Here is a 22,168-nt window from a genome sequence, read left to right as displayed (position 1 = left end):
GCCGTCGGGCTACAGCGGCGTGCCCTGATACTCCCGGTTCGCCAGGCTCGCCTCTTCCAGATCCAGATCGCGTTCGATCCTCCGCCGCGTCTCGTCGGTGATCTGGCCGTCGCGCAGGAGGTCGTGGATGAACTTGCGCTCGGCCTCGATCAGTTCGCGGGTCAGCGCGGTGCCGGCCGCGGAGACGTCGTGGTGGGCGGGATCGAGCGAGTCAGGCAGCTGGTTGACGCGGATCTCATGACGGGCGCGCAGCAGCCGCATCACCTCGTCCGACACCTCTTTCTGCTCGGTCAGCGCATCCAGCGATTTCAGCGCGGCGTCGAGCGCCTGGCGCCGTGCCGCGATCTCGGCCTCGTGCTCGGCGACATGCTCGTTGCGGCCGGCTTCCGCGATGCCGAGCGCGCGCACCACCGGCGGCAGCGTCAGGCCGACGCCGATCAGCGTGATGAAGATGACGCCGAAGGCGACGAACAGGATCAGGTCGCGATAGGGAAAGGCATTGCCGTCGGGCAGTGTGAACGGCAGCGCCAGCGCGGCGGCGAGCGACACCGCGCCGCGCACGCCGGTGAAGGCGAGCGCGAACGGCCATTGCCAGGGCGGCGAGGGATCGCGCGCGCGCAGGGACTTCGAGAGCATCCGCGGCAGGTAAGTCGCGGGATAGAGCAAGGCGAAGCGCGCCAGAACGACGATGACCATGACCAATGCGGTCGCGAGCATGATGTCGTCGAGCGGAAACGCTTTTGATTTTTCGTAGAGCGCGCGCATCTGGAAGCCGGTGAGCAGGAACAGCAGGCCCTCGATGAGGTAGATGATCAGGTCCCAGAAGAAGATGCCCTGCAGCCGCGTCGACGCCGAGATCAGCAGCGGCCCGTTCCAGCTGACATAGAGGCCGCAGGCGACGGTGGCGATCACGCCGGAGCCGCCGACGTGTTCGGGCAGCCAGTAGGACACGTAAGGCGTGATCAGCGACAGCGTCAGTTCGACCCGTGGCTCGCACGACCATCTGCGGAAACGCAGCGAGAGCCAGCCGACGCCGATGCCGAAGGCGATCTCGCCGGCGACGATCAGGGCAAATTCGCCTGTTGCCAGCGGCAGCGAGAAATGCCCGACCACGATCGCGGCGAGCGCGAAGCGGTACAGGATCAGCGCGGTGGCATCGTTGGCGAGCCCTTCGCCTTCGAGGATGACCAGCAGCCGGCGCGGCATGTTGAGCCGTCGCGCGATCGCGAGCGGCGCCACCACGTCGGGCGGCGCGACGATCGCGCCCAGCAGGAAGCCGATGCTCCAGGGCAGGCCGATCACGTAATGCGTCGCCGTCGCCACCATCGCGGCGGTAAAGATCACCGCGCCGACCGCGAGCAGCACGATCGGACGCAGATTGTTCCTGAACTCGCGCCAGCTCATCGCCACGCTCGCCGAGTAGATCAGCGGCGGGAGCACCATCAGCAGCATCAGCTCCGGCGGCAGTTCCACCGGCGGCATCCCGGGCACGAAAGCGAGGCCGACGCCGGAGAGCATCAGCAGGATCGCGGGCGCTAGGTTGAAGCGGCGTGCAACCAGCGCGGTGCCTGCCAGCACGGCGAGCAGGATGAGAAAGGTCTGGAATTTCGCTGCGATCATGACCTGTCTTGGCCGGAAGCGGCCGGGAGGTCAATGCAAGGCGGCCTACACCAGCTTTTCCGCCACCATGCGCCCGATCCGCGCGAACACCGCCTCGAGCTGAGCCGGATTCGGCGCGCCGCCCTGGGTATAGGCCGCGATCAGGATCGGCGCATCGGGCTTGGGCCAGGCGACGGCGATATCGCCTGATGCGTCCTTGCCGTTGCTGCCGGTCTTGTCGCCGATCTTCCAGGCTGCCGGCAGGCCGCCGCGCAGCCGGTTCGCGCCGGTCTTGCAGCCGACCATCCATTCGGTGAGTTGGATCCGGGAAGCCGGTGACAGCGCTTCGCCCGTCACCAGCCGCTTCAGATTGCCGGCCATTGCTGCCGGCGTGGTCGTGTCATGGGGATCGCCGGGCGGCGAGCGGTTGAGCTCGGGCTCGTTGTGGTCGAGCCGCGAGGTGGTGTCGCCGGTCGATCGCCAGAACGACGTGAGCGCGGCGGGCCCGCCGATCCGCGCCAGCAGCAGGTTGGCGCAGGTGTTGTCGCTGAGCTCGACGATCGCCTTGCACATGTCGGCGACCGACATCGCACCGGCCGTCAGGTTCTGCTTCGCAACCGGCGCGTACTCGAGCAGGTCGGCCTTGCCGAAAGAGATCATCGCGGCCAGCTTCTCCTCGCCGCGGTCGACCCGCGCCAGCACGCAGGCCGCGAGCGAAGCCTTGAACGTCGAGCACATCACGAAGCGCTCGTCCGCGCGCCATGCGAGTTTTGCGCCGGTGGCGAGATTCTCCGCATAGACCCCGATCCGTCCGCCGCTCTCGCGCTCATAGGATTCAAGCTCGGGCGGCGCCTCCGCGGCGAGCGCGGGAGAAGCGGCCATCCAGCAGAGCGAGGCGAGCACGGAACGGCGATCGAGCATGGGGGGCCTTCTAGGAGACGGAGAAGTGGAAAGAGATGCAATCGACGGGCTATCCGCGTCGTCATTGCGCGCGAAGCGAAGCAATCCAGGGTCTCTCCGCGGAGGGACTCTGGGTTCGTCGCAGGAGCTCCTCGCAATGACGTGTGGCGAGAGTTGGGCTTGCAATGACGGAGAATGAGGGATGAGTGCGGCAGGTGGATGGCCGGCGAAAGCCCTCACTCCTTCAGATCGTACCGATACGATTTCGACACGATCTGCCAGCCGTCGGCGAGCTTCATCGCCACCAGATAGTCCGTGAAAAACCGCGGTGGCAGCTGGCATTTGACCTTGATGAAGGCGGTCTTGTCGTCCGAACGGTCGATCGTGACGATGAAATCCTCGCGCGGCTTGCCTTCGGCCTTGGCGGAGGGGCGCTTGCGGACCCAGGCGAGCCAGTCAGGCACGGTCAGGATCTTCAGCTCGCCCTTTTCCACCCAGCGCAGATCGGCGGACGGATGGAAGACGTCGCCGAGCTTGTCGGCGTCGCCCTCGTAAAGCGCGTCAAAATAGGATTGCACGACGGCTTCGACGCTCGACCGATTTGGGCTCATGGGTCATCCCTTTGAATGATGGCTTGGCGAGAATTTAGTCGGACGCGTCAGATTGCGCTATCTCTGTCTTCCGCGATTTGCGCGAGGGCACCATCATGACGGGTTCACGACATCAGAATGCTCGTATCCTTGCCGGCGAATGCACCTGCCGCGCGGTCCGCTACGAGGTGGCGGACGCGTTCTCCTACGCGCTGAACTGTCACTGCTCGAACTGCCGCCGGACCACGGGTTCCGCCTTCAAGCCGTTTGCCGGCATCGAATACAGCCGGCTCCGCCTCGTCGGGGGCGAGGACATCAGGATCATCTACGGCGACGACACCACCCATGACGCGCACTGCGGCCGCTGCGGCTCGCTGCTTTATTCCCGCGTCCGCGAAGGCCAATGGGCCCATGTCGCCATGGGAACCCTGGTCGATGCCCCCACCATCCGCCCGACCGCCCATATCTTCGTCGGCTCCAAGGCGCCGTGGCACGAGATCACGGACAATCTGCCGCAGTATCGGGGCCACATCGGAGATGCGTAGCGGAAACCGGCCCGCGGGCATTTGGTGGCGAACCGCCAAGGCTCTGGCGCGACTAACAAAAAGGGTTCCTCGGCATGTCGCCGGTGCGGTGTGCGTGACCTCCGTCACAAGCGCGGGCAATGGATCTTGCTAAGGCTAGCCCCGAGGGTGTGAACTACCCCGAATATTTGGACGTCGTGTCATGCGAAATATTTTCAGACTTTGCCTGCTTCTGCTCGCTGTCGCGCTGATGTCGGGTGCCGAGCCCGCCTTCGCCGGAAAACGGGTTGCGCTGGTTTTGGCCAACTCGGCCTATCAGCACGCGCCCTCGCTTCCGAATCCCGTCAACGACGGTGCGGTGATGGCGAAGACGCTGAAGGATGCCGGCTTCGACGTCGTCGATTCCCGCCACGATCTGACCGCGCTCGAAACGCGGCGCGTGCTGCGCGACTTCGCCGATGCGACCCGCGATGCCGACATCGCCGTGGTCTACTATGCCGGCCACGGCATCGAGGTCGAAGGCTCCAACTATCTGATCCCGGTCGACGCCAAGCTCGAGCGCGACACCGACGTCTATGACGAGGCGCTTTCGCTCGATCGCGTTCTGGTCGCCGTCGAGCCGGCGAAGCAGCTTCGCCTGGTGATCCTCGACGCCTGCCGCGACAATCCGTTTGGCCGGACCATGAAGCGCACGCTCGCTTCGCGCGGCATCGGTCGTGGTCTGGCCCAGGTCGAGCCGACCAGCACCAACACGCTGATTGCCTATTCGGCCAAGGCCGGGTTCACCGCGCAGGATGGCGACGGCGCCAACAGTCCCTTCACGATCGCGCTGTCGAAGCATCTGACGACGCCTGGCCTCGACGTCCGCCGCGCTTTCGGCTTCGTGCGCGACGACGTGCTGAAGTCGACCGGCAACAAGCAGGAGCCGTTCGTCTACGGTTCGCTCGGCGGTGAAGACGTGCCGCTGGTGCCGGTCAAGGCCGCGCCTGCGGCCGCGGCGGCATCCGCGCCTGCGGTCAATCCGCAAGCCGACATGCGCCGCGACTACGAGCTCGCGCTCCAGGTCGGCAACAAGCCGGCGTGGGAGGCCTTCCTGGCCCAGCACCCGGACGGTTTCTACGCGAGCCTTGCCAAGCTCCAGCTCGACAAGATCCAGGCCGAGCAGGTTCATGCCGCAGCGATCGAGAAGGCAAAGCAGGCGGAAGCCGAGCGCGACCGTCTCGCTGCGCTTGGTGCGCAGAAGGACGCGCAGGCCAAGGCTGCGGCCGACGCGAAGGCGGCGGAGCAGGCCCAGTTGGCCGCGCAGAAGGCCAAGGAGCAGGCGCAGCAGCAGGCCGCCGCTGCCGAGCAGCAGCGCGTCAATCTCGCTGCCGCCGCGCCGACCGCCGCGCCGGCCGGCACGGCGAGTCCCGCCGGAACCAATGTCGCCGCGCTGACGCCAGCCACCACGCCGGCCGATCTCAGCCGCTCGGTGCAGACCGAGCTCGGCCGCGTCGGCTGCTTCTCAGGCCAGGCTGACGGCAACTGGAACACGTCCTCGCAGCGGTCGCTGTCGCAGTTCAACCGCTATGCCGGCACCAAGCTCGACGTGAAGGTGGCGAGCACGGACGCGCTCGACACGGTCAAGGCCAGGCAGTCGCGGGTCTGCCCGCTGGTCTGCGATCACGGCTTCAAGGCCGACGGCGACACCTGTACCAAGATCGTCTGCGGCGACGGTTTCGTGCTGAACGACGACAATGAGTGCGAGAAGCAGCGTGTCGGCAAGCCGGCCAGGCCTGCAGGCGCCAAGCCTGCAACCGCCAGGCGCGACGACGGCGATGACCGTCCCGCACGGCAGCGTCGTCAGTCCGGCGGTGCGGCGGCGGGAGCTGCGGGCGGCGCTGCTGTTGCCGCCGGCGCCGGTCGCGCTACGGGCGGAAGCGGTCAGATCTTTTGTAACGATCTGCTCTGCCGTCCCGTCAAGCGCGGTTGCCATCTCGAGTATCACGGCGGCGGCGGCCCTCACGTCGATGCCAATGTCGAGGTCTGCAACTGAGCTGTCGCAAGAGAGCTGTGACGGCTACGCCGAGATCGCGCTCGCCGCGATGTTCACCGTCAGCGCCAGCAGCGCCGTATTGTAGATGAACGAGACGATGCCGTGCGCCGTGGCGGTGCGGCGGATGGTCTTGTCGGTGATACCGACGTCGGAGACCTGCGCGGTCATGCCGATCACGAACGAGAAATAGACGAAGTCCCAATAATCGGCGTGGTCTTCCTTGTCGCCGCTCGGGAACTGCAATCCGCCGGGCGGATGACGGTAATAGTCATGAGCGTAGTGCAGCGCGAAGGTCGTGTGCACGGCGGCCCAGGACAGCGCGATGGTGGTGATGGCGATGGTGAGCTCCGCGGCGCCACGGTGCGGCGTGCCGAGCTCGGAGACGATCGCCGCGATGCTGGCGAACGCGCCGACCGCCGTCACCAGCAGGATCACGAAGCGGCCGTCGTCCTGCATCGCAGCCGCACGGCGGATGTGCTGATGGTCGTTGCACAGCATCATCGTATAGACCAGCACGAGATAGACCGCGATCAGCGCATCCCAGCCGAACAACAGCCGCGTCACCAGCCGGTACGAGCCGGGGACGAGCAGGCAGACGAGGACGCCGACGGCGAGCGAGATGAAGGTCCGCGGCCGCGCGTAGATCAGCCGCATCGGTCGCGACATCTGGCGGAAGCGGGCGAGGACGGGGTCTTCCTTGTCAGTGGCCATGGTGGCGATGGCTCTCTGCTCCCTCTCCCCGCAAGCGGGGAGAGGTGAAGATCGTGAATACGTCAGCTCTTGCGCTCGGCGACGAAACGGGCTGCGGCTTGCAGCACGGCGGCGCGATCGCCGAAGATCGACACCGCGCTGTCGGCGCGCGCCAGCAGGTCGCGGACGCGCTGCTTGGCGCCGTCGATGCCGAGCTGGGTGACGAAGGTGGTTTTGCCGAGCGCGGCATCGGCGCCGGCCGGCTTGCCGAGCGCGGCCGCATCGCCTTCGACGTCGAGCAGATCGTCGGCGATCTGGAAGGCTTCGCCGAGCGCGCGGCCGTAATCGTCGAGCGCTTGGTATTCTTTCTGCGAGGCCTGGCCGAGGATCGCGCCGGCGATGCAGCCGTAACGCAGCAGCGCCCCCGTCTTCATCTGCTGAATGCGGGCGACGTCGATCGGCTCGTTGCCGCCGAAGCGGCCTTCGCCGGCGAGGTCGAGGATCTGGCCGCCGACCATGCCGCCGATGCCGGCGCAGCGCGCCAGCGCCCGCGTCAGCAGCAGCCGCACATTGGCGTCGCGATGAATCTCGTCGCGGGTGACGATGTCGAAGGCGAGCGTCAACAGGCCGTCGCCGGCGAGGATCGCCGTGGCGTCGTCGGTCTGCTTGTGCAGGGTGGGACGGCCGCGGCGCAGGTCCGAATTGTCCATCGCCGGCAGGTCGTCATGGATCAGCGAATAGCAGTGAATGCATTCGAGCGCGGCGCCGACCAGCAGCGCGGCTTCGCGGGGAACGCCGAACACGGCGGCGCTCTCGACCACCAGGAACGGCCGCAGGCGCTTGCCGCCATTCAGGCTCGAATAGCGCATTGCGTCCATCAGTCGCTTGGGGCGGGCGATCTCATCGTGCAGGATGTCGTCCGACAGCAGGCGCCCGAGCAGGGTTTCGGTGTCATCAGCGGTCTTGTCCAGACGCTTGGCGAAATCGGACGGTGACGTGCCGGTCATCAAGAAAGGCTCCAGAACCAAAATTCGGCCGGACAATCCTTTATGCGCCCGCCCCAGTCAATCGTTTGGAAGGCCTAAAAAGTGCTGGAAAAGGCCCGAATTATCACAGACTTAATGGCGGGATCCGCGGCTGCGTTCATTTCGCGCCGGAAAGGTTGATTTGCGCATCGTCAAAATCCTGCTGGTCGCGCTCGTGGTCGTTGCTCTCACGCCCTATGTGATCGCGCCGTTCTATCGCACCGGCCATCCGGTTTCGACGCTGATGGCCTGGCGCTCGCTGACGGGCGCGCCGATGCATCGGGAATGGATCGATCTGGCCGAGATGTCGCCGCATCTGCCGCGTTCGGTGGTGGCGGCCGAGGACGCCCATTTCTGCAAGCATCACGGCATCGACTGGGGCGCACTGCGCGAGGCCATCGACGACGCAACGGAGGACGGCACGCCGTTCCGGGGGGCCTCCACCATCACCCAGCAGGTGGCAAAAAACCTGTTCCTCTGGCAGGGGCGCGATTTCATCCGCAAGGCGATGGAATTTCCGCTGGCGCTATGGGTCGACCTCGTCCTGCCGAAGCGCCGGATCCTGGAGATCTACCTCAACATCGCCGAACTCGGCCCGCAGGGGCAGTTTGGGGCGGAGACGGGCAGCGCCTATGCCTTCGGCAAGTCAGCGGCCGATCTCTCCCCCCGGGAGGCGGCGCTTCTGGCCTCGATCCTGCCGAATCCGGTCAAACGCAGCGCCAGGACCCCGGGGCCGGGCGTCCGGCGGCTGGCCGGGACCTACGTGGCGAGGGGGCAGGCGTCCTCGCTTTTGACCTGCTGGCGGGAAAATCGCTGATTTCGAGCGATTTTCGGGCTTATTTTCCGGTCCAAGAGCCTAGCTTTACGGCCAGCCTTCCTCTATAAGCCCGGCCTTGATCGGCATTCAGCTCGCCCCGTATTGCGGGTGCTGAGCCGTCCTCCGCGGACGATGCCCGGATGAACACCAATCCCTAGAGGATACTGAAATGGCCGTTCCGAGAAGAAAAACCTCGCCGTCGCGCCGTGGCATGCGCCGCTCGGCAGACGCCATCAAGAAGCCGACCTATGTGGAAGACAAGGACTCCGGCGAGCTCCGTCGTCCGCACCATCTCGACCTCAAGACCGGCATGTACAAGGGCCGTCAGGTCCTGAAGAAGAAAGAGTCCTAAAGACTCTTCTCGGGCAGAGTTATCCTCAATCAGGATGGCGTGACCTGCCTGATTTCGGCCAATCCATGAGATATGACAGTGACGGCGGCGGAGCGAATGCTTCGCCGCTGCATTGTTCTGTCCGGATATCTTGATCGAGAAGGCATTTCGCCGATGGTTGGTTTCCCGCTGCTCCTGATTCCGCTCGCGGTCTACAACATCATCGCCTTCCTGATGCCCAGCGTGTCCTTCTCGGACGTGCTGTTCAAGGTGCCGATGATCACGGGCGAGACCTGGCCGGTCACGCTCGCCGATCTGCTGCTGGCGCTCGGCGTGCTGCTGCTGCTGCTCGAAGTGGTGAAGGGCGCGCGGCCCGGCGCAAAATTCCTGATGGACCATCTGCTGTCGCTGATCATCTTCGGCGCGGCCGCCGCCGAATTCGTGATGTGGCCCAAATTCGGCAACTCCACCTACTTCCTGCTGGTACTGCTGGCGATGGCCGATTTCCTCGGCGGCATTGCGCAGCGCGCGCGTCGCCGCATCACTTATGTCACCGCAGAGACCGTGCCGGTGCCACGCAAGGCGAAGCGGCAGGCCGAGGCGCCGCCACCGGCATCGACGTTCGAGCCGAAGGTGCCCGAACCGCCGCCCGCGCCGCCCGCGCCCTCGGCGCAATCGGTTGCCGAATCCGTTTTGATGGATCATCCCGCGCCGAAGCCGGTGATCGCACCGTCGCCGGAAATTCCCTCGCCGCATTTGCAGCCGGGCAACGGCACGCCGTCCTCCCCCGAAGAGCCGCGCTGAGATTTCTCAAGCCACCTGACGCGTGCGAGAGCTGACGCTGGGTAGCGGGCGCTTGTTGCCATAGGCCATGCGTGCGTCCTCGGACGAGCCGCGGCGCAGCCGGCTTGCCTGGGGCATGTGTTCGGCATTGGCGATCAGCTGGGTGACGAAGCTGGGGTCGGGACGCGTCAAGGGCACCTTGCGAAGGAACTGCAAAACCGGGGTCAACGGGACCAGCGCGGTGCTCGCTTCCCGCGTCGTTTCTTCGATCTGGTCCGCATTCACCATCGCAACACCGCTGATCCGGTTGAACTGGCGCGTTTTGGGACGCTGGCGCCGGTGCATGTGATGGTCTCGCAAGGCCTATGCCGGCCGAGCCTATTCCGTTCCACGGGGTTCCGGAACGTGGTTTCCAAATTGTTTATGAACTTTGCCTAGGGTCGAAGGCGAATCTGGCCGTATCCTGTGCCGGCTCAGGACTCCCCGCTGTCCCGAAACGAGGCGCTTTTGACCCCTGCATTGCCGCAAGCCTCCGAAATCCTCGCCGCCCTCGGCGAGGCCCTGTTCGTCTGGGATCTTGCCAGCGACGCCATCGTGTGGGGCGAGCAGGCCGGTGCCATCTTCCCCGGGATCCCTGCCGAGCGGCTCGCGACCGGCGCCGAGTTCGCCAAGCTGATCGAGCCCGCGCAAACGCTCCGGAGCGCCGCGCTCGCGCAGACATCAGCCGTGCACGGCGCCGACGGCACGCCCTACCGGGTCGAATATGGCGTGCGCATGAGCGCCTCCGATCCCGTGGTCTGGATCGAGGAGACCGGCCGCTGGTTCGCCGGCCCCGACGGCCGCCCGACGCGCGCGATCGGCTCCATCCGCATCAACAACGAACGGCACGCCCGCGACGAGGAACTGGGCAGGCTCGCCCGGCTCGATCCCTTGACCGGCGAGCTCAACCGCTCCCATCTGATTGCGGCGCTGGCCGAAGCGATCGAGGAGACGAGCCGCTTCCGCTCGACCGCGGCCTTCATGCTGGTCGGCATCGATCATCTCGCCCGTGTCAACGATGCCTTCGGCTTCGACGTGGCCGACGCCGTGATCCTCGACGTCGCCAAGCGGATTCGCGCGCGCCTGCGCGGCGGCGACGTGCTTGGTCGCTTCTCCGGCAACAAGTTCGGCCTGATCCTGAAGAACTGCACCGTCGACGACATGAACGTCGCCGCCGAGCGCTTCCTCGCCGGCATCCGCGACGAGGTGGTGCCGACCAGATCCGGCCCGGTCTCGGTCACCGTCTCGATCGGCGCGGTCAGCCTGCCGCGCTATGCCCGCAATACCGACGAGGCGATCAACCGCGCCCACGAGACGCTGGATGCCGCCAAGCGCCGCCGCGCCGGCTCGTTCGCGGCGTGGCGTCCGGATGCCGCGCGCGACGCGCAGCGCCGCGTCAACATCCGCGTCACCGACGAGATCGTCACGGCGCTGAACGAGCGTCGCATCAAGCTCGCCTACGAGCCGGTGGTCTCGGCTGCGACCCGCGAGGGCGCGTTCCACGAATGCCTGGTGCGGATGGACCAGGGCGACGGCCAGGTGCTGCTTGCGCCCGACATCGTGCCGGTTGCCGAGCGGCTCGGCCTCATCCGCCTGGTCGATCATCGCGTGCTCGAACTGGTGGTTGCCGAACTCGCGGCCGCGCCGGACATCCGCCTCAGCCTCAACATCTCGCCTGATACGACGATGGACCCGGACTGGTGGGCCGGAATCGAATCGTTGATGCGGGCCCATCCCGGCGTCGCCGAGCGGCTGATCGTGGAGATCACCGAGACGGTCGCGATCCAGGACATCGACGACGTTCGCGCCTTCGTCAGCCGGCTCAAGAATTTCGGCAGCCGCATCGCCATCGACGATTTCGGCGCCGGCTACACCTCGTTCCGCAATTTGCGCAAGCTCGGCGTGGACATCGTCAAGATCGACGGCGCCTTCGTGCAGAACATCAACCGTTCCGCCGACGACCGCGCCTTCGTGCAGACCCTGATCGACCTCGCCCGTCGCCTCGACATCAAGACCGTTGCCGAATGGGTGCAGGACGAGGAGGCCGCCGACATGCTGCGCGACTGGGGCTGCGATTACATCCAGGGCCGCCTGATCGGCCTCGCCTCAGCCGACCGGCCGTGGCGTCCGTTGCCGGACAGCGCTCTGCCTGCGGCCGGGTAGGGCTTCGTGGTCATCCCCCTGGGTGGGGCAGCCGAGCTTCACCTGGTCCTTGAATTTCTCCTTTGAAATCAATCCCCCTTCTACTGTGCATGGGGTTGTTTTCGCGGAAGCTCACGCCGATGGAAGAAACTCACGCCACGCGGCGGATCGCGTTCAGCGTCTTGATGGTCAGCCCGACCTCGGACGCCGGACAGGGCTTGCCGAAATAATATCCCTGCACCGCGGTGCAGCCGCATTCGCGGACGAAGTCGAGCTGCTCCACCGTCTCGACACCTTCCGCCGTGGTCTCGACGCCGAGCACGGAGCCGAGGCTCGCGATGGTGCGAACGATGGCGACGCTCTCCGGGCTTTCGCCGAGCGTGCCGACGAAGGAGCGGTCGATCTTGATCCGATCGAACGGAAACTTGCGCAAGTAGCTCAGCGAGGAATAGCCGACGCCGAAATCATCCAGGCTGACGCGCACGCCGAGGGCGCGGAGCTGGTGCAGGATCCCGATGGTGGCTTCGCTGTCGTCGAGCAGCGCCGTCTCGGTGACCTCGAGTTCGAGCCGCTGCGGCGGCAGGCCGGCTTCGGCAAGCGCACTCGTGACCATCGCCACCAGTCCGCGCGAGCGGAACTGCACGGGCGACAGGTTCACCGCGACCGTGACCTCGGGCCACGCGGCGGCCGTGGCGCAGGCCGTGCGCAGCACCCATTCGCCGATCGGAACGATCAGCCCGTTCTCTTCGGCGATCGGAATGAACTCGGCCGGCGAGACGAAACCGCGCGAGGGATGTTTCCAGCGCAGCAATGCCTCGAAGCCTGTCAGCTCGGTGGTGTCGAGCCGCACCTGCGGCTGGAACACCAGATGGAATTGGCTGGCCTCCAGCGCGCCGCGCAGATCGTGCTCGAGCGCGTGCCGGCTGCGCGCCTGTTCTTCCATCCCGGGTTCGAACAGCTGGAAGGCGCCGCGCCCCTTGGCCTTGGCCTGATACAGCGCAAGGTCGGCGCACTTCATCAGCTCGTCGGCATCGAGCCCGTGATCCGGCGCGATCGCGATGCCGACGGAGACGCCGACATGAATGGACTGGCTCTCCAGCGGCGGCGGGTGGCCGATGATCTCGACCAGTCGCCGTGCCAGCCGCTCCGCCGATTGCGGCTGCGGGCCGCGCTGGAGCACGGCGAACTCGTCGCCGCCGAGGCGGGCGACGGTGTCGTGCTCGCCGGCATTCTCCTTCAGCCGCGCCGCGACCCAGCGCAGCAGCCGGTCGCCGGCGGCGTGGCCCAGCCGGTCGTTGACGGTCTTGAAATTGTCGAGGTCGAAGCACAGCACGGCCATGGCGCCGCCGGCGATCGCGACCTGGTTCAATCCCTCGCCCATCTTCTCGCGGAACAGCGTGCGGTTGGGCAGATCCGTCAGGGAGTCGTGCCGCGCCATGTGCGCGACGCGCGCCTGGGCCTTGTGGCGCTCGGTGACGTCTTCGTAGGTGACGACCCAGCCGCCATGCTCCATCCGCTTGTGGTTGAGCTTGATGATGCGGCCGTCGCTCAAATGGCGGTGCAGCGTGTGCTCGCCCTCGCGCAGCCGCTCGACATAGTCGGCGTACAGCTTGGCGGCCGTCGTGTTCGGATGGATGCCGAGATCGCAGCTATGCTCCATGATCTCGCGCATCGAGACGCCGGGCTTCACGATCTCGGGCGAGAGGCCGTACATCTCGATGTAGCGGCGGTTGCAGACGATCACGCGCAGGCTCGCATCGAGCATGCACAGGCCCTGGCTCATGTTGTTCAGGGCGGCGTCGAAGCGACGATACTGCTCGCTCAGTTCCTCGACCGCGTGCTCGCGTTCGGTGATGTCCTCGTAGGTCGCGACGAAGCCGCCCTCGGGCAGTGCGCAATAGCGCACCGACACGATCGTGTCATTGGTCATGCGCCGCCGCATCGGCGAGGAATCGTTGCTCTCGATCCGGGCGCGGGCAGCTTCAAGGATCTGCTGCGGGCTGTATTCGGACGAGAACGCGCCGTTCGCAATCGACCGCTCGATCAGTTCGGAGAGATGGGTGCCGGGCTTGCTCTCTTCCGGCGATAGCCGGTAGATCTCCCGGTAGGTCGAATTGCAGACGCGCAGGCGCATGTCGCCGTCGTAGAAGGCGAGCCCATGCGCCATGTTTTCGAGCGCGGCATCCAGAATGAGGTTCTGCTGCTTCAGAGTCTCCTCGTGCTGCAATCGTTCGGTGACGTCCTCGTGCACGGTGACCCAGCCGCCGTCGGGCATGAAGCGGGATACGGCCTGCACCTTGCGGCCGTCATGGCGCGTCACGAGAAGGGTCTTCGGGCTTCTGGTCCTGACGTCGTTGATCCGGGCGTCGCGGAACTCTTCTCCGCTCATGTCCGCTCTGTTTCCGCGCGACAGCCAGTGGTCGATGGCCGTGCTGTGCGCGACACCTGGCTTCACGACGTCGGGGTCGAGGTCGTAGAATTGCAGGAAGCGCTCGTTGCAGACGACGACGCGCGCGTCGGCGTCGTACATGATGAGGCCGTGCGACATGTGCGCGAGCGCATGCTGGCTGCGCTCGGTCTGGAGCTGCAGCTCGGTCTCGAGGCGGGCGAGGCGGCTGACGTCGTCGCAGATCGTCATCCAGCCGCCGGCGGGAAGCGGCTTCAGCTCGAGCGTGATGACAAGGCCGCTTGACAGCGTCTGCCGGGTCTGGAACGGCTTGCCGGCCGAAATCAATGCGATCCGCGAGGCGTAGAGGGTGTCGAGTTCATCGGCCGGAATATTTCCGCGCGCCATGCTGTGGGCAAGGACGTCGCGGTAACTCGTTCCGAGCCGCACGATGTCGGCCGACATGCCGAACAACTCGACATATCGGCGGTTGACCAGCACGATCCGGTTGCCGGGGTCGTAGACACAGACGCCCTGTTCCATGCCGTCGAGCGCAAGCTGGCTCAGCGACAGCAGGGCCTCTTGGCCTTGCTCGCTGTAAGCACCGAGCTCGTTGTCGCGGGTCGACGTCATGGGATCAGCGGATCTCGGTGGCAATAGGCTTAACGCAACGTAATTCAGCCACCGAGCGTAGCGAAGAGGCGGGAAAATTCCCTTAAGCGCCGTAGTTTACGGAGGGTGACTACCGATGCAGAGAGTGCAGGTCTCGCCCCGCGCGACAAATCGCGGTGTTGTAGGCGCGCGCGGCGCCTACGGTCCGTAGAGCACGAGTTCCGTATCCGTGAGATCGGCCAGTCGCGGGCGATGCGGGCCCTTGAAATATTTGCGGCCGCGGCGCTCGGTATAAATACCGACAAGGCCGGGGACGGGCTCGTTGGAATCGATGATCACCGCGATCTTGCCGAGCCGTAGCAGCAGCCGGCCGATCCGGCCGGCGCAGGCGGCGTATTCGGCGGCGCTGCGGCAGTAGATCAGCTGCATCACCGGCGGTGCGATGAACCCGCGGCGGATTCGCACCGGTTGCAGGATGAAGGGGAAGACGCCCTTCGGCGTGCGGCAGACGAGGCTGAGGCAGCTGTAGCGCGCATGCCGTGTCAGCAGCTCGGTCTCGGCGTCGGTGAGGCCTTCGATCTGTTTGGTATGTGGAGAGATGACTTCGATCTTGCTCCAGCGCGGTGCGCGCGACAGCGCGGGCACGGACAAGAAGATGCCGCGGCAATAGGCGCGAAAGCCCTGCGTCTCGATGATCGGCCAGGTCCAGGGTGCCGGGCTGATGTTGAGATAGGTGACGTGCTTGTGCCGCTGCGCGATCTTGGTCAGCAGCGGCGCGTAGTTGCGGTAGGCCGGCTCGACATACCAGCTCGACAGATTGCACTGGATGGCGATCTCCTCGCCATCCTTGCGCGTCGTGTAGATCAGCAGCAGCACGCCGACCGGTTCGCCGTCATTGTCGAGCATGTAGCCGAAGCGCGGATAGCCGTCCGGCACCGGCCGGAAGGCTTGCCGGCGCAGGCCCTGGATCCAGTAGTTGCGCGAGCGGCCGGCGAAGCCGCGCGTCAGCAAGTCAGCGATGCCGTCGACATCGGACTCGGTGATCTCGCGACATCGGACCTTGGTGTGGATCACGCTCGTCCTGCCCGTAGAAATGGTCGGCCTCTCGACTTAGCGCCAGCCTTCGCCGTGGGCGTCGGCCGCGAGTTGCGGCTGCATGCCCATGATCTCGCGCACCTTGGCGGGCCAGGCGGAGAGATCGGTGCCGTGAGTGTGGAACATCGCGACGGCCAGACGATCCATGCCGAAGGCGACGCAACCGGTGTGGGCGGGCTCGCCATTGGCGTCCTGGATGCCCCAGGTCGTGCCGAAATGCTCGCGGTGATAGTTGAAGCTCATGCAGGCGGTCGGCTGCTCTTCCGAGCGCAGCGGGATCAGGAGCTCGAACTTGAGCTGCTGCTGCTTCTGGCTCACCGCCTTCATCTGGCCGACGCGGCCGAAGAACGGGTCGCTGGCATAGTCGACGCGGAAGGTCAGGCCGAGATCGGTCGCGATCTTCTGCGCGCGCACCATCCAGCGCTCGCGGAAATCCGCGACGTCATCCGGCGTGCCGATGCAGACATATTCGCGCATCCGGAACGATTGCAGCCGGTCGAGATGCTTCGACGGCTCGCGGCGGAAGCAGTCGGCGGCGACGTCGAAGCGCAGGCCGCCCTTCGGCAACTGGCCGCGGCTCGCCGCGATCGGATAGACGGGATAGCAGGCCGCGGGCGACAGCACGAGGTCGGCGGGCGAGAGCGAGGTTGTCCAGTCGCCGCCGGCATCGAAGCGGCTCACCGCGGCATTGATCTCGCGTTCGGTGCCGTGCAGGCCGCAGACGCAGCCGAGCAGGTTGGGAAAGCTCTTGAGGTAGCCGGATTTTTCCAGTTGGGCACGGCTCATCACGGGTGGAAAGCGCAGCGCCTCGGTGCCGGCTTCGCGATGATTGGTGATCAGCGCGGCGAGCCTCTCGACGATGCCCTCGTAGAGCGCGGTACGGGCGTAGACGCCGTCCGAGCCCATGCGATGGAACAGCTTGTCGGTGAGATGATCGAGCGGGTCGACGATCTGGGGCGCGGTGTCAGGCGAATCGGGGAGGACGGCAATGTTCATGGGATGGTGTCCTGCTATCTCAAATTTGTTCTTGTTGGTTTAGTCACGAAGGCTCGTCGGGATGCCGCTCATCAGCGTCGAGGTGGCGGCGTTGGCCAGGATGCGGTCGTTGTTGATCATGATAGGCGACGACAGCACGTCACGCAGATGGCGGCCCATGGTGAACTCGCCGTCGTTGCGATAACCGGCGAGGCCCGCGGTGCGCATCGCATGCATCACGGTCTCGACCGCAAGCTCGGAGGCCTGCACCTTGAGAAGGGTGATCGACGACTGGAAGTCGAGCGAGCCGAGCGCGCGCTCGTCATGCTCGGCATGGGCGAACGCGTCGAGATTGGCCGATATCAGCGCGCGCAGCTTTGCCAGAGACATCTTCGCGGCCGTGAAATGCGCGGCCGCTGGCGGCATCTGGCCGCCGGAGCCGCGGGCGGCCTTGCGGACGAAAGCTTGCGCGCGCGTGACCGAGGCCGCGGCAATGCCGGCCCAGGCCGACGACCAGCACAGATGCGCAAACGGCGTCATGGTCTGCGCGTGGATCTTGTCATAGGCCTCCGGGAACACCCGGTCGGCGGGGCAGTCGACCTTGAGCTCGAAACCAGTCGAGCAGGTGCCGCGCATGCCGAGCGTTTCCCAGCCCTGCGTCTGCTTCAGCGAGTAATCGTCCTTCGCGAGAGCCAGCAGCACCTGATCCGAAGCCGCAGCCTCGGTGGCGCGGCGGGCGATGGTGACGAGGCCGTCGGCCTGGGCCCCGTAGGAGATCACGGTGGCGTCGCGGACCAGAGAAACGGTGTCGCCGGCGTGGTCGACCGCGGCCGCGCTGGCTCGGATGTTGCCGCCATTCTGGCCTTCGGTGGTGGAGGAAGCGAGCAGCCACTGGTCGCGAGCGACCCGGCGCATCATGGTTTCCATCCAGGGGATGCCGTGACCGTGTCTGACGACGCAGGCGACCTTGGTCTGGTGCATCGCATAGATCATCGCGGTCGAGGCGCAGGCGCGCCCGAGCGTGTAGCAGATGTCGGTGACGTCGTAGATCGAGGCACCGAAGCCGCCGAACTCGACCGGGATCATGACGCCGAGTAGCTTTTGCTCGCGTGCGGTGTCGAATGCCTTGTGCGGAAAGCGGGCGTCGCGATCGACGGCGTCGGCGTCGGCCGCAGCCACGCTGGCGGTGCGCGCCGCGCGCTCGATCAAGGAGGGGCCGTGCTCGAGAAGGCTCGGCTGAGTTTCGTCGAAAGTCTGGACTGCTTCACGCACGTTCATACTCGTCCGCCTCCGCTTCGTCGTTCGGGATCGCCGGCATCATTCGCGATGTCGCATCGGCGATCCTCCGACCATCTTTGCTTGTGAGAGGAGGCTACGGATTTAATTCAAATTCGTCGATGAAATTGAGGGTAAACGAACTGCAATTCCGAACGAACAGTTAAGACCCGGTTGTTTGCATGGCCCGAATTTCCGTGATGGCGTTAGGGTTCTGGAAGAAGCTCAAATTCCAGACAATCTGAGTCATCGTTTACTAAGAAACGCGAAGTAATGGTGACACCCATTGTGAGATCAGTCCGTCGCGCCCATCGTACCGGGCGACAGGTTCGATCTATTTTGGACATATGGGAATTTAACCATGCAGGCCTTCGGCACCGACGTGCGTAACCGCATCATCAAGCTGGTGAAGGGCATCCTCGCGCAGAACTCGCTCGCCGCCGATATCACGCTGTCCACGAAGCTCGTCGATGCCGGCCTGACCTCGATGGACATGGTCAATCTGATGCTGGGCGTCGAAGCCGAATTCGACTTCACCATTCCGCAAACCGAGATCACGCCGGAGAATTTCCAGTCCGTCGAGACGCTGGAACGGATGGTCGCGACCCAGCTGCAGCCGGCGACTGCGGCCTAATCCGGCCGCCGCTTCCCGGCAGGACCCTCGCCACCCCGTTTCAAAACCGCCGCAAAACTGGCATAGCTTAACCATGTCGCAGGTGGCGGACAGGGGTGAGCAGGCATGACACAGGCGGTACTGGGCATCATCGGCGGCTCCGGCATCTACGATCTGCCGGGTCTCGAGGGCGCGCGCGAAGAAGTGATCAAGAGCCCCTGGGGTGAGCCGTCAGCACCGGTGCGGCGCGGGACAATTGCTGGTCTGCCTATCGTGTTCCTGCCGCGGCATGACAAGGGCCACCGTCTGTCGCCCTCCGATATCAACTACCGCGCAAATATCGACGCGCTGAAGCGTGCCGGCGTCACGGATCTGATTTCGCTTTCGGCCTGCGGTTCTTTCAGGGAGGAGATGCCGCCCGGTACCTTCGTCCTCGTCGACCAGTTCGTCGACCGCACCCACAGGCGCGAGAGCTCGTTCTTCGGCAAGGGCTGCGTTGCGCACGTCTCGATGGCGCACCCGGTCTCGCCGCGGCTGCGTATCCATCTGGCTGCGGCGGCCGAAGCCGAGGGCATCGCGATCGCACGGGGCGGCACCTATGTCTGCATGGAGGGGCCGCAATTCTCCACCTACGCGGAGAGCATGACTTACAAAACGCTGGGCTATTCAGTCATCGGTATGACCAACATGCCCGAGGCAAAGCTCGCCCGAGAGGCGGAGATTTGCTACGCGACCGTCGCGATGGTGACGGATTTCGACTGCTGGCATCCCGATCACGACGCAGTCACCGTGCAGGACATCATCCGCGTACTGACGTCGAACGCCGACAAGGCCAAGGCGCTGGTGGCGCGGCTGGCCAAGGATTTCCCGCGTGAGCACGAGCCGTGCCCGATCGGCTCGGATCGCGCGCTCGACACCGCGCTGATCACCGCGCCCGAAGCGCGCGATCCCGAGCTTTTGAAGAAGCTCGACGCAGTGGCCGGGCGCATCCTGTGCGGTTGAGACGAAAGGCATGATCCATGAAGGTCGATGGCAATCATTTCCGCAGCATCTGGCGCGAGCGTGACGGCTGGTCGGTCGGCGCGATCGATCAGCGCCGGTTACCGCACGAGTTTGTCATTGCGAAGCTGACCTCGTGCGAGGACGCGGCGATGGCGATCCGCGACATGCTGGTGCGCGGCGCGCCGCTGATCGGCGCGACGGCGGCTTATGGCATGGCGCTCGCGATGCGCGAGGACGCCTCAGACGCCGGTCTGAAGCGCGCCTACGATACGCTCGTCGTGGCGCGACCGACCGCGATCAATCTGAAATGGGCGCTCGACGAGATGCGCGCGACGCTCGCGCCGATCGATCCGGTCGAACGAGCGGAAGCCGCTTACGCCCGCGCCGATGAGATCGTCGAACAGGATGTCGAGATCAATCGCGGGATTGCCGCCAATGGTCTAGCCTTGATCGAAGCGATCGTGGCCAGGAAGAAGCCGGGCGAGACGATCAACGTGCTGACCCATTGCAACGCCGGCTGGCTCGCCACCGTCGATTGGGGCACCGCGACCGCGCCGATCTATCTCGCCCACGAGCGCGGCATCAAGATCCATGTCTGGGTCGACGAGACGCGCCCGCGCAACCAGGGTGCCTCGCTCACCGCCTGGGAACTCGGGCATCACGGCGTGCCGCACACCGTGATCCCCGACAATACCGGCGGGCATCTGATGCAGCACGGCATGGTCGATCTCGCCATCGTCGGAACCGACCGCGTCGCCGCCAATGGCGACGTCTGCAACAAGATCGGCACCTATCTGAAGGCGCTCGCCGCGCACGACAACAACGTGCCGTTCTACGTCGCGCTTCCGTCGCCGACGATCGATTTTGCCGTCGATGACGGCATCCGCGACATCCCGATCGAGCAGCGCAGCGGCATTGAGGTCACCGACATGACCGGCCGTACCGCCGACGGCCGATTGGAGACGGTGCGCATCGTGCCAGAGGGCTCGCCGGTTGCGAACTACGCGTTCGACGTGACCCCGGCGCGCCTCGTCACAGGCCTCATCACCGAGCGTGGCGTGCTCAAGCCCGACCGCGCCTCGCTGGCGGCGGCATTTCCGGAACGGATCGCCACTGCGGCGGAGTAGGCTCTATTCAGGCGAGTCTCGCCACACCCGTCATTGCGAGTTTAGCACCGCGGCGGAACGACTCTTGATTGCTTCGCTGCGCTCGCAATGACGAAAATGATAGACTACGCCAGCGTCAACCCTGTGGCAGCTTCGAGCTCCACGATCGCCTGCGCACCGCTGGTGACCTTGATCGTGGTCATGCCCATCTCGCGCGCGGGCTTTAGATTGACGCCGAGGTCATCGAGATAGACGCACTTGCCTGGATCGACCTTCAACGTCTCGACCATCAGCTGGTAGATGCGCCGGTCAGGCTTGCGCAGGCCGATCTTGGCGGACTCGATGACGTGGTCGAACAGCACCATCACCTCGGCGACGTAGAGCGAGCGCCCGGTCATGCTGCCGATCGCATTGGCCGGCAGATTGTTGGTGATGCAGCCGGTCTTGAATTGTGCCTTGATGCGCTTCAAGGCTTCGACCATCTCTGGACGAAGATCGCCCTGCAGCAGCGGCAGCACATCGCGGCCGCGCACTTCAGCGCCGAGGGCGCGCGATTCCCCGGCGAACAGCTCGTCGAAAGTTTCGATATCGACCTCGGCGCGCTCGAACCTGGCCCAGGCATTTTCCAGGTGATTGGCGGCGTTGGTGCGCCGGATGATGTCGGCGGGCAGGCCGCGCTCCGTCTCGAATCGCGTGAACGCCTCGAACGGCGAGCTCGTCAACACGCCGCCAAAATCAAAGATTACAGCCTCGATCGCCAAGATCCTGCCCTCGTCAATTCCTTTCCAAGAGGGCTAGCATGCGCTATCCGCAAGGGCCAGTCCTGCCGACGCCAGAGCGTGTTCCATGAAGAATCTCGTGACTCTCGTCATATCCACGCTGCTGCTTGCCACGCCTGCCTACGCGATCGTCGGCGGTGGCACGCCGCAGACGGATGGCGTTGCGCGTGCGGTTGTCACCATCGTCGGTTCGCGCGGCAATTTCTGCACGGGCAGCCTGATCGCGCCGAAGCTCGTGCTCACGGTTGCCCATTGCGTGCAGCCCGGCGCAGACTACAAGATTGTTGATCGCGGCGCGGACGGTACGCCGCAGTTGCTGAACGTGCGCGCCGTCGCGATCCACCCGAGCTTCAACATGCAGGCCATGCTGGCGCACCGCGCCACGGCCGACGTGGCATTGCTGCAACTAGAAATTCCACTCAAGGGAAAATCGACGGTACCAGTCGGCGCGCCCGACATTCCAATTCGTGTCGGCAGCCGCTTTGCCATCGCCGGTATCGGCGTCACCGTTCGCGGTGATGGCAAGAGCGGTGGTACGATTCGCGTCGCCGGTCTCGTTGTCACAGGCCAGCCCGGCACGTTCCAGATCCGCCTGGTCGATCCCGTAACCAATGGTGTTCGTGACGGAATCGGTGCCTGTACCGGCGATTCCGGCGGCCCGGTGTTCGAGGACAAGCCGGGCGGTGCCGTGCTCGTCGGCGTCATCAGCTGGTCCACGGGGCCGAACGGCGCTGCCGGTTGCGGCGGATTGACCGGGGTTACGCCGCTGACGCTCTATCGCGACTGGATCTTGCAGACCGCGCGGAGCTGGGGCGCGGCGTTGTAGTTTGATCGCGACTTGATCTATGTC

Annotated in this window: 21 protein-coding genes; 10 read left to right on the top strand and 11 right to left on the bottom strand. The window is 65.4% G+C overall.

What is annotated here, in order from left to right:
* Positions 1 to 9 precede the first annotated feature (9 nt).
* From QY049_RS30355 to QY049_RS30345, 3 genes are all read right to left on the bottom strand, one after another.
* Positions 10 to 1,620, bottom strand: coding sequence for a Na+/H+ antiporter (locus QY049_RS30355; protein ID WP_258764293.1), 1,611 nt, complete (start codon positions 1,618 to 1,620; stop codon positions 10 to 12).
* A 45-nt stretch (positions 1,621 to 1,665) separates the two neighbouring features.
* The gene (gene bla / locus QY049_RS30350; protein WP_258764292.1) at positions 1,666 to 2,520 is read right to left on the bottom strand and encodes a class A beta-lactamase; all 855 of its coding nucleotides are present in this window, start codon (positions 2,518 to 2,520) and stop codon (positions 1,666 to 1,668) included.
* A gap of 215 nt (positions 2,521 to 2,735) precedes the next feature.
* Positions 2,736 to 3,110: a nuclear transport factor 2 family protein gene (locus tag QY049_RS30345; protein ID WP_258764291.1), complete on the bottom strand. Its 375-nt coding sequence runs from the start codon at positions 3,108 to 3,110 to the stop codon at positions 2,736 to 2,738.
* 95 nt (positions 3,111 to 3,205) lie between these two features.
* Here QY049_RS30345 and QY049_RS30340 point away from each other — a divergent pair, with 95 nt between their 5' ends.
* Together QY049_RS30340 and QY049_RS30335 are read left to right on the top strand one after the other, a co-directional pair.
* Entirely contained in the window at positions 3,206 to 3,634 is a 429-nt protein-coding gene (locus QY049_RS30340) for a GFA family protein (protein ID WP_258764290.1), read from the top strand.
* Positions 3,635 to 3,815: 181 nt separating this feature from the next.
* Complete coding sequence (locus tag QY049_RS30335) at positions 3,816 to 5,648, top strand: caspase family protein (protein ID WP_258764289.1); 1,833 nt, start codon at positions 3,816 to 3,818, stop codon at positions 5,646 to 5,648.
* Positions 5,649 to 5,672: 24 nt separating this feature from the next.
* Here the strand turns inward: QY049_RS30335 and QY049_RS30330 are convergent, their stop codons facing one another.
* Complete coding sequence (locus QY049_RS30330) at positions 5,673 to 6,359, bottom strand: DUF1345 domain-containing protein (protein ID WP_194478529.1); 687 nt, start codon at positions 6,357 to 6,359, stop codon at positions 5,673 to 5,675.
* A 62-nt stretch (positions 6,360 to 6,421) separates the two neighbouring features.
* Entirely contained in the window at positions 6,422 to 7,345 is a 924-nt protein-coding gene (locus QY049_RS30325; RefSeq protein ID WP_194478528.1) for a polyprenyl synthetase family protein, read from the bottom strand.
* A 160-nt stretch (positions 7,346 to 7,505) separates the two neighbouring features.
* Here QY049_RS30325 and mtgA point away from each other — a divergent pair, with 160 nt between their 5' ends.
* The 3 genes from mtgA to QY049_RS30310 all read left to right on the top strand — a co-directional run bounded on the left by mtgA (position 7,506) and on the right by QY049_RS30310 (position 9,315).
* On the top strand, positions 7,506 to 8,180 hold the full coding sequence (gene mtgA / locus QY049_RS30320) for a monofunctional biosynthetic peptidoglycan transglycosylase (protein WP_194478527.1): 675 nt from the start codon (positions 7,506 to 7,508) through the stop codon (positions 8,178 to 8,180).
* A gap of 169 nt (positions 8,181 to 8,349) precedes the next feature.
* Positions 8,350 to 8,532, top strand: a complete 183-nt coding sequence (gene rpmF, locus QY049_RS30315) for a 50S ribosomal protein L32 (RefSeq protein ID WP_007598106.1) — start codon at positions 8,350 to 8,352, stop codon at positions 8,530 to 8,532.
* Positions 8,533 to 8,685: 153 nt separating this feature from the next.
* Positions 8,686 to 9,315 (top strand): hypothetical protein, encoded by a 630-nt coding sequence (locus QY049_RS30310; protein ID WP_258764288.1) that lies wholly within the window; start codon positions 8,686 to 8,688, stop codon positions 9,313 to 9,315.
* Positions 9,316 to 9,321: 6 nt separating this feature from the next.
* Here the strand turns inward: QY049_RS30310 and QY049_RS30305 are convergent, their stop codons facing one another.
* A complete protein-coding gene (locus QY049_RS30305) occupies positions 9,322 to 9,582 on the bottom strand; it encodes a hypothetical protein (RefSeq protein ID WP_258767089.1) in 261 nt (86 codons plus the stop codon).
* A 219-nt stretch (positions 9,583 to 9,801) separates the two neighbouring features.
* Between QY049_RS30305 and QY049_RS30300 the strand changes: the two genes are divergently transcribed.
* Positions 9,802 to 11,496 (top strand): bifunctional diguanylate cyclase/phosphodiesterase, encoded by a 1,695-nt coding sequence (locus QY049_RS30300; RefSeq protein ID WP_258764287.1) that lies wholly within the window; start codon positions 9,802 to 9,804, stop codon positions 11,494 to 11,496.
* Positions 11,497 to 11,626: 130 nt separating this feature from the next.
* Here the strand turns inward: QY049_RS30300 and QY049_RS30295 are convergent, their stop codons facing one another.
* From QY049_RS30295 to QY049_RS30280, 4 genes are all read right to left on the bottom strand, one after another.
* Positions 11,627 to 14,494, bottom strand: a complete 2,868-nt coding sequence (locus QY049_RS30295; RefSeq protein WP_258764286.1) for a PAS-domain containing protein — start codon at positions 14,492 to 14,494, stop codon at positions 11,627 to 11,629.
* Between the two features lie 177 nt (positions 14,495 to 14,671).
* A complete protein-coding gene (locus QY049_RS30290; protein ID WP_258764285.1) occupies positions 14,672 to 15,547 on the bottom strand; it encodes an acyl-CoA acyltransferase in 876 nt (291 codons plus the stop codon).
* Positions 15,548 to 15,583: 36 nt separating this feature from the next.
* The gene (locus QY049_RS30285; RefSeq protein ID WP_258764284.1) at positions 15,584 to 16,564 is read right to left on the bottom strand and encodes an amino acid--[acyl-carrier-protein] ligase; all 981 of its coding nucleotides are present in this window, start codon (positions 16,562 to 16,564) and stop codon (positions 15,584 to 15,586) included.
* A 39-nt stretch (positions 16,565 to 16,603) separates the two neighbouring features.
* Complete coding sequence (locus QY049_RS30280; RefSeq protein ID WP_194478521.1) at positions 16,604 to 17,821, bottom strand: acyl-CoA dehydrogenase family protein; 1,218 nt, start codon at positions 17,819 to 17,821, stop codon at positions 16,604 to 16,606.
* Between the two features lie 358 nt (positions 17,822 to 18,179).
* Between QY049_RS30280 and QY049_RS30275 the strand changes: the two genes are divergently transcribed.
* From QY049_RS30275 to mtnA, 3 genes are all read left to right on the top strand, one after another.
* Positions 18,180 to 18,452 carry a phosphopantetheine-binding protein gene (locus QY049_RS30275; RefSeq protein ID WP_258764283.1) on the top strand — a complete coding sequence of 91 codons (273 nt, stop codon included), beginning with the start codon at positions 18,180 to 18,182 and terminating at the stop codon, positions 18,450 to 18,452.
* 105 nt (positions 18,453 to 18,557) lie between these two features.
* Positions 18,558 to 19,433 (top strand): S-methyl-5'-thioadenosine phosphorylase, encoded by an 876-nt coding sequence (locus tag QY049_RS30270; protein ID WP_258764282.1) that lies wholly within the window; start codon positions 18,558 to 18,560, stop codon positions 19,431 to 19,433.
* Between the two features lie 17 nt (positions 19,434 to 19,450).
* Positions 19,451 to 20,560, top strand: a complete 1,110-nt coding sequence (mtnA, locus tag QY049_RS30265; protein WP_258764281.1) for an S-methyl-5-thioribose-1-phosphate isomerase — start codon at positions 19,451 to 19,453, stop codon at positions 20,558 to 20,560.
* Positions 20,561 to 20,664: 104 nt separating this feature from the next.
* On the opposite strand, the gene QY049_RS30260 is transcribed toward mtnA, so the two are convergent.
* Positions 20,665 to 21,300, bottom strand: coding sequence for an HAD-IA family hydrolase (locus QY049_RS30260; RefSeq protein ID WP_258764280.1), 636 nt, complete (start codon positions 21,298 to 21,300; stop codon positions 20,665 to 20,667).
* A gap of 85 nt (positions 21,301 to 21,385) precedes the next feature.
* Between QY049_RS30260 and QY049_RS30255 the strand changes: the two genes are divergently transcribed.
* A complete protein-coding gene (locus tag QY049_RS30255; protein ID WP_194478516.1) occupies positions 21,386 to 22,144 on the top strand; it encodes a trypsin-like serine protease in 759 nt (252 codons plus the stop codon).
* The last annotated feature ends 24 nt before the right edge of the window (positions 22,145 to 22,168 follow it).

Source organism: Bradyrhizobium sp. WYCCWR 13022 (assembly GCF_030435535.1).
In the GTDB taxonomy this organism is placed as follows: domain Bacteria; phylum Pseudomonadota; class Alphaproteobacteria; order Rhizobiales; family Xanthobacteraceae; genus Bradyrhizobium.
The sequence above is the reverse complement of the archived record's forward strand: the minus strand, read 5'-3'. Positions and strand labels throughout refer to the sequence as shown.

Excerpts from the sequence above, each read along its gene's own strand:
- mtnA (WP_258764281.1), top strand. The coding sequence starts at position 19,451 with ATGAAGGTCGATGGCAATCATTTCCGCAGCATCTGGCGCGAGCGTGAC.
- QY049_RS30295 (WP_258764286.1), bottom strand. The coding sequence starts at position 14,494 with ATGACGTCGACCCGCGACAACGAGCTCGGTGCTTACAGCGAGCAAGGC.
- QY049_RS30280 (WP_194478521.1), bottom strand. The coding sequence starts at position 17,821 with ATGAACGTGCGTGAAGCAGTCCAGACTTTCGACGAAACTCAGCCGAGC.
- QY049_RS30355 (WP_258764293.1), bottom strand. The coding sequence starts at position 1,620 with ATGATCGCAGCGAAATTCCAGACCTTTCTCATCCTGCTCGCCGTGCTG.
- QY049_RS30285 (WP_258764284.1), bottom strand. The coding sequence starts at position 16,564 with ATGAACATTGCCGTCCTCCCCGATTCGCCTGACACCGCGCCCCAGATC.
- QY049_RS30275 (WP_258764283.1), top strand. The coding sequence starts at position 18,180 with ATGCAGGCCTTCGGCACCGACGTGCGTAACCGCATCATCAAGCTGGTG.
- QY049_RS30305 (WP_258767089.1), bottom strand. The coding sequence starts at position 9,582 with ATGGTGAATGCGGACCAGATCGAAGAAACGACGCGGGAAGCGAGCACC.
- QY049_RS30255 (WP_194478516.1), top strand. The coding sequence starts at position 21,386 with ATGAAGAATCTCGTGACTCTCGTCATATCCACGCTGCTGCTTGCCACG.
- rpmF (WP_007598106.1), top strand. The coding sequence starts at position 8,350 with ATGGCCGTTCCGAGAAGAAAAACCTCGCCGTCGCGCCGTGGCATGCGC.
- bla (WP_258764292.1), bottom strand. The coding sequence starts at position 2,520 with ATGCTCGATCGCCGTTCCGTGCTCGCCTCGCTCTGCTGGATGGCCGCT.
- QY049_RS30310 (WP_258764288.1), top strand. The coding sequence starts at position 8,686 with ATGGTTGGTTTCCCGCTGCTCCTGATTCCGCTCGCGGTCTACAACATC.
- QY049_RS30340 (WP_258764290.1), top strand. The coding sequence starts at position 3,206 with ATGACGGGTTCACGACATCAGAATGCTCGTATCCTTGCCGGCGAATGC.
- QY049_RS30270 (WP_258764282.1), top strand. The coding sequence starts at position 18,558 with ATGACACAGGCGGTACTGGGCATCATCGGCGGCTCCGGCATCTACGAT.
- QY049_RS30345 (WP_258764291.1), bottom strand. The coding sequence starts at position 3,110 with ATGAGCCCAAATCGGTCGAGCGTCGAAGCCGTCGTGCAATCCTATTTT.
- QY049_RS30325 (WP_194478528.1), bottom strand. The coding sequence starts at position 7,345 with ATGACCGGCACGTCACCGTCCGATTTCGCCAAGCGTCTGGACAAGACC.
- QY049_RS30330 (WP_194478529.1), bottom strand. The coding sequence starts at position 6,359 with ATGGCCACTGACAAGGAAGACCCCGTCCTCGCCCGCTTCCGCCAGATG.
- QY049_RS30335 (WP_258764289.1), top strand. The coding sequence starts at position 3,816 with ATGCGAAATATTTTCAGACTTTGCCTGCTTCTGCTCGCTGTCGCGCTG.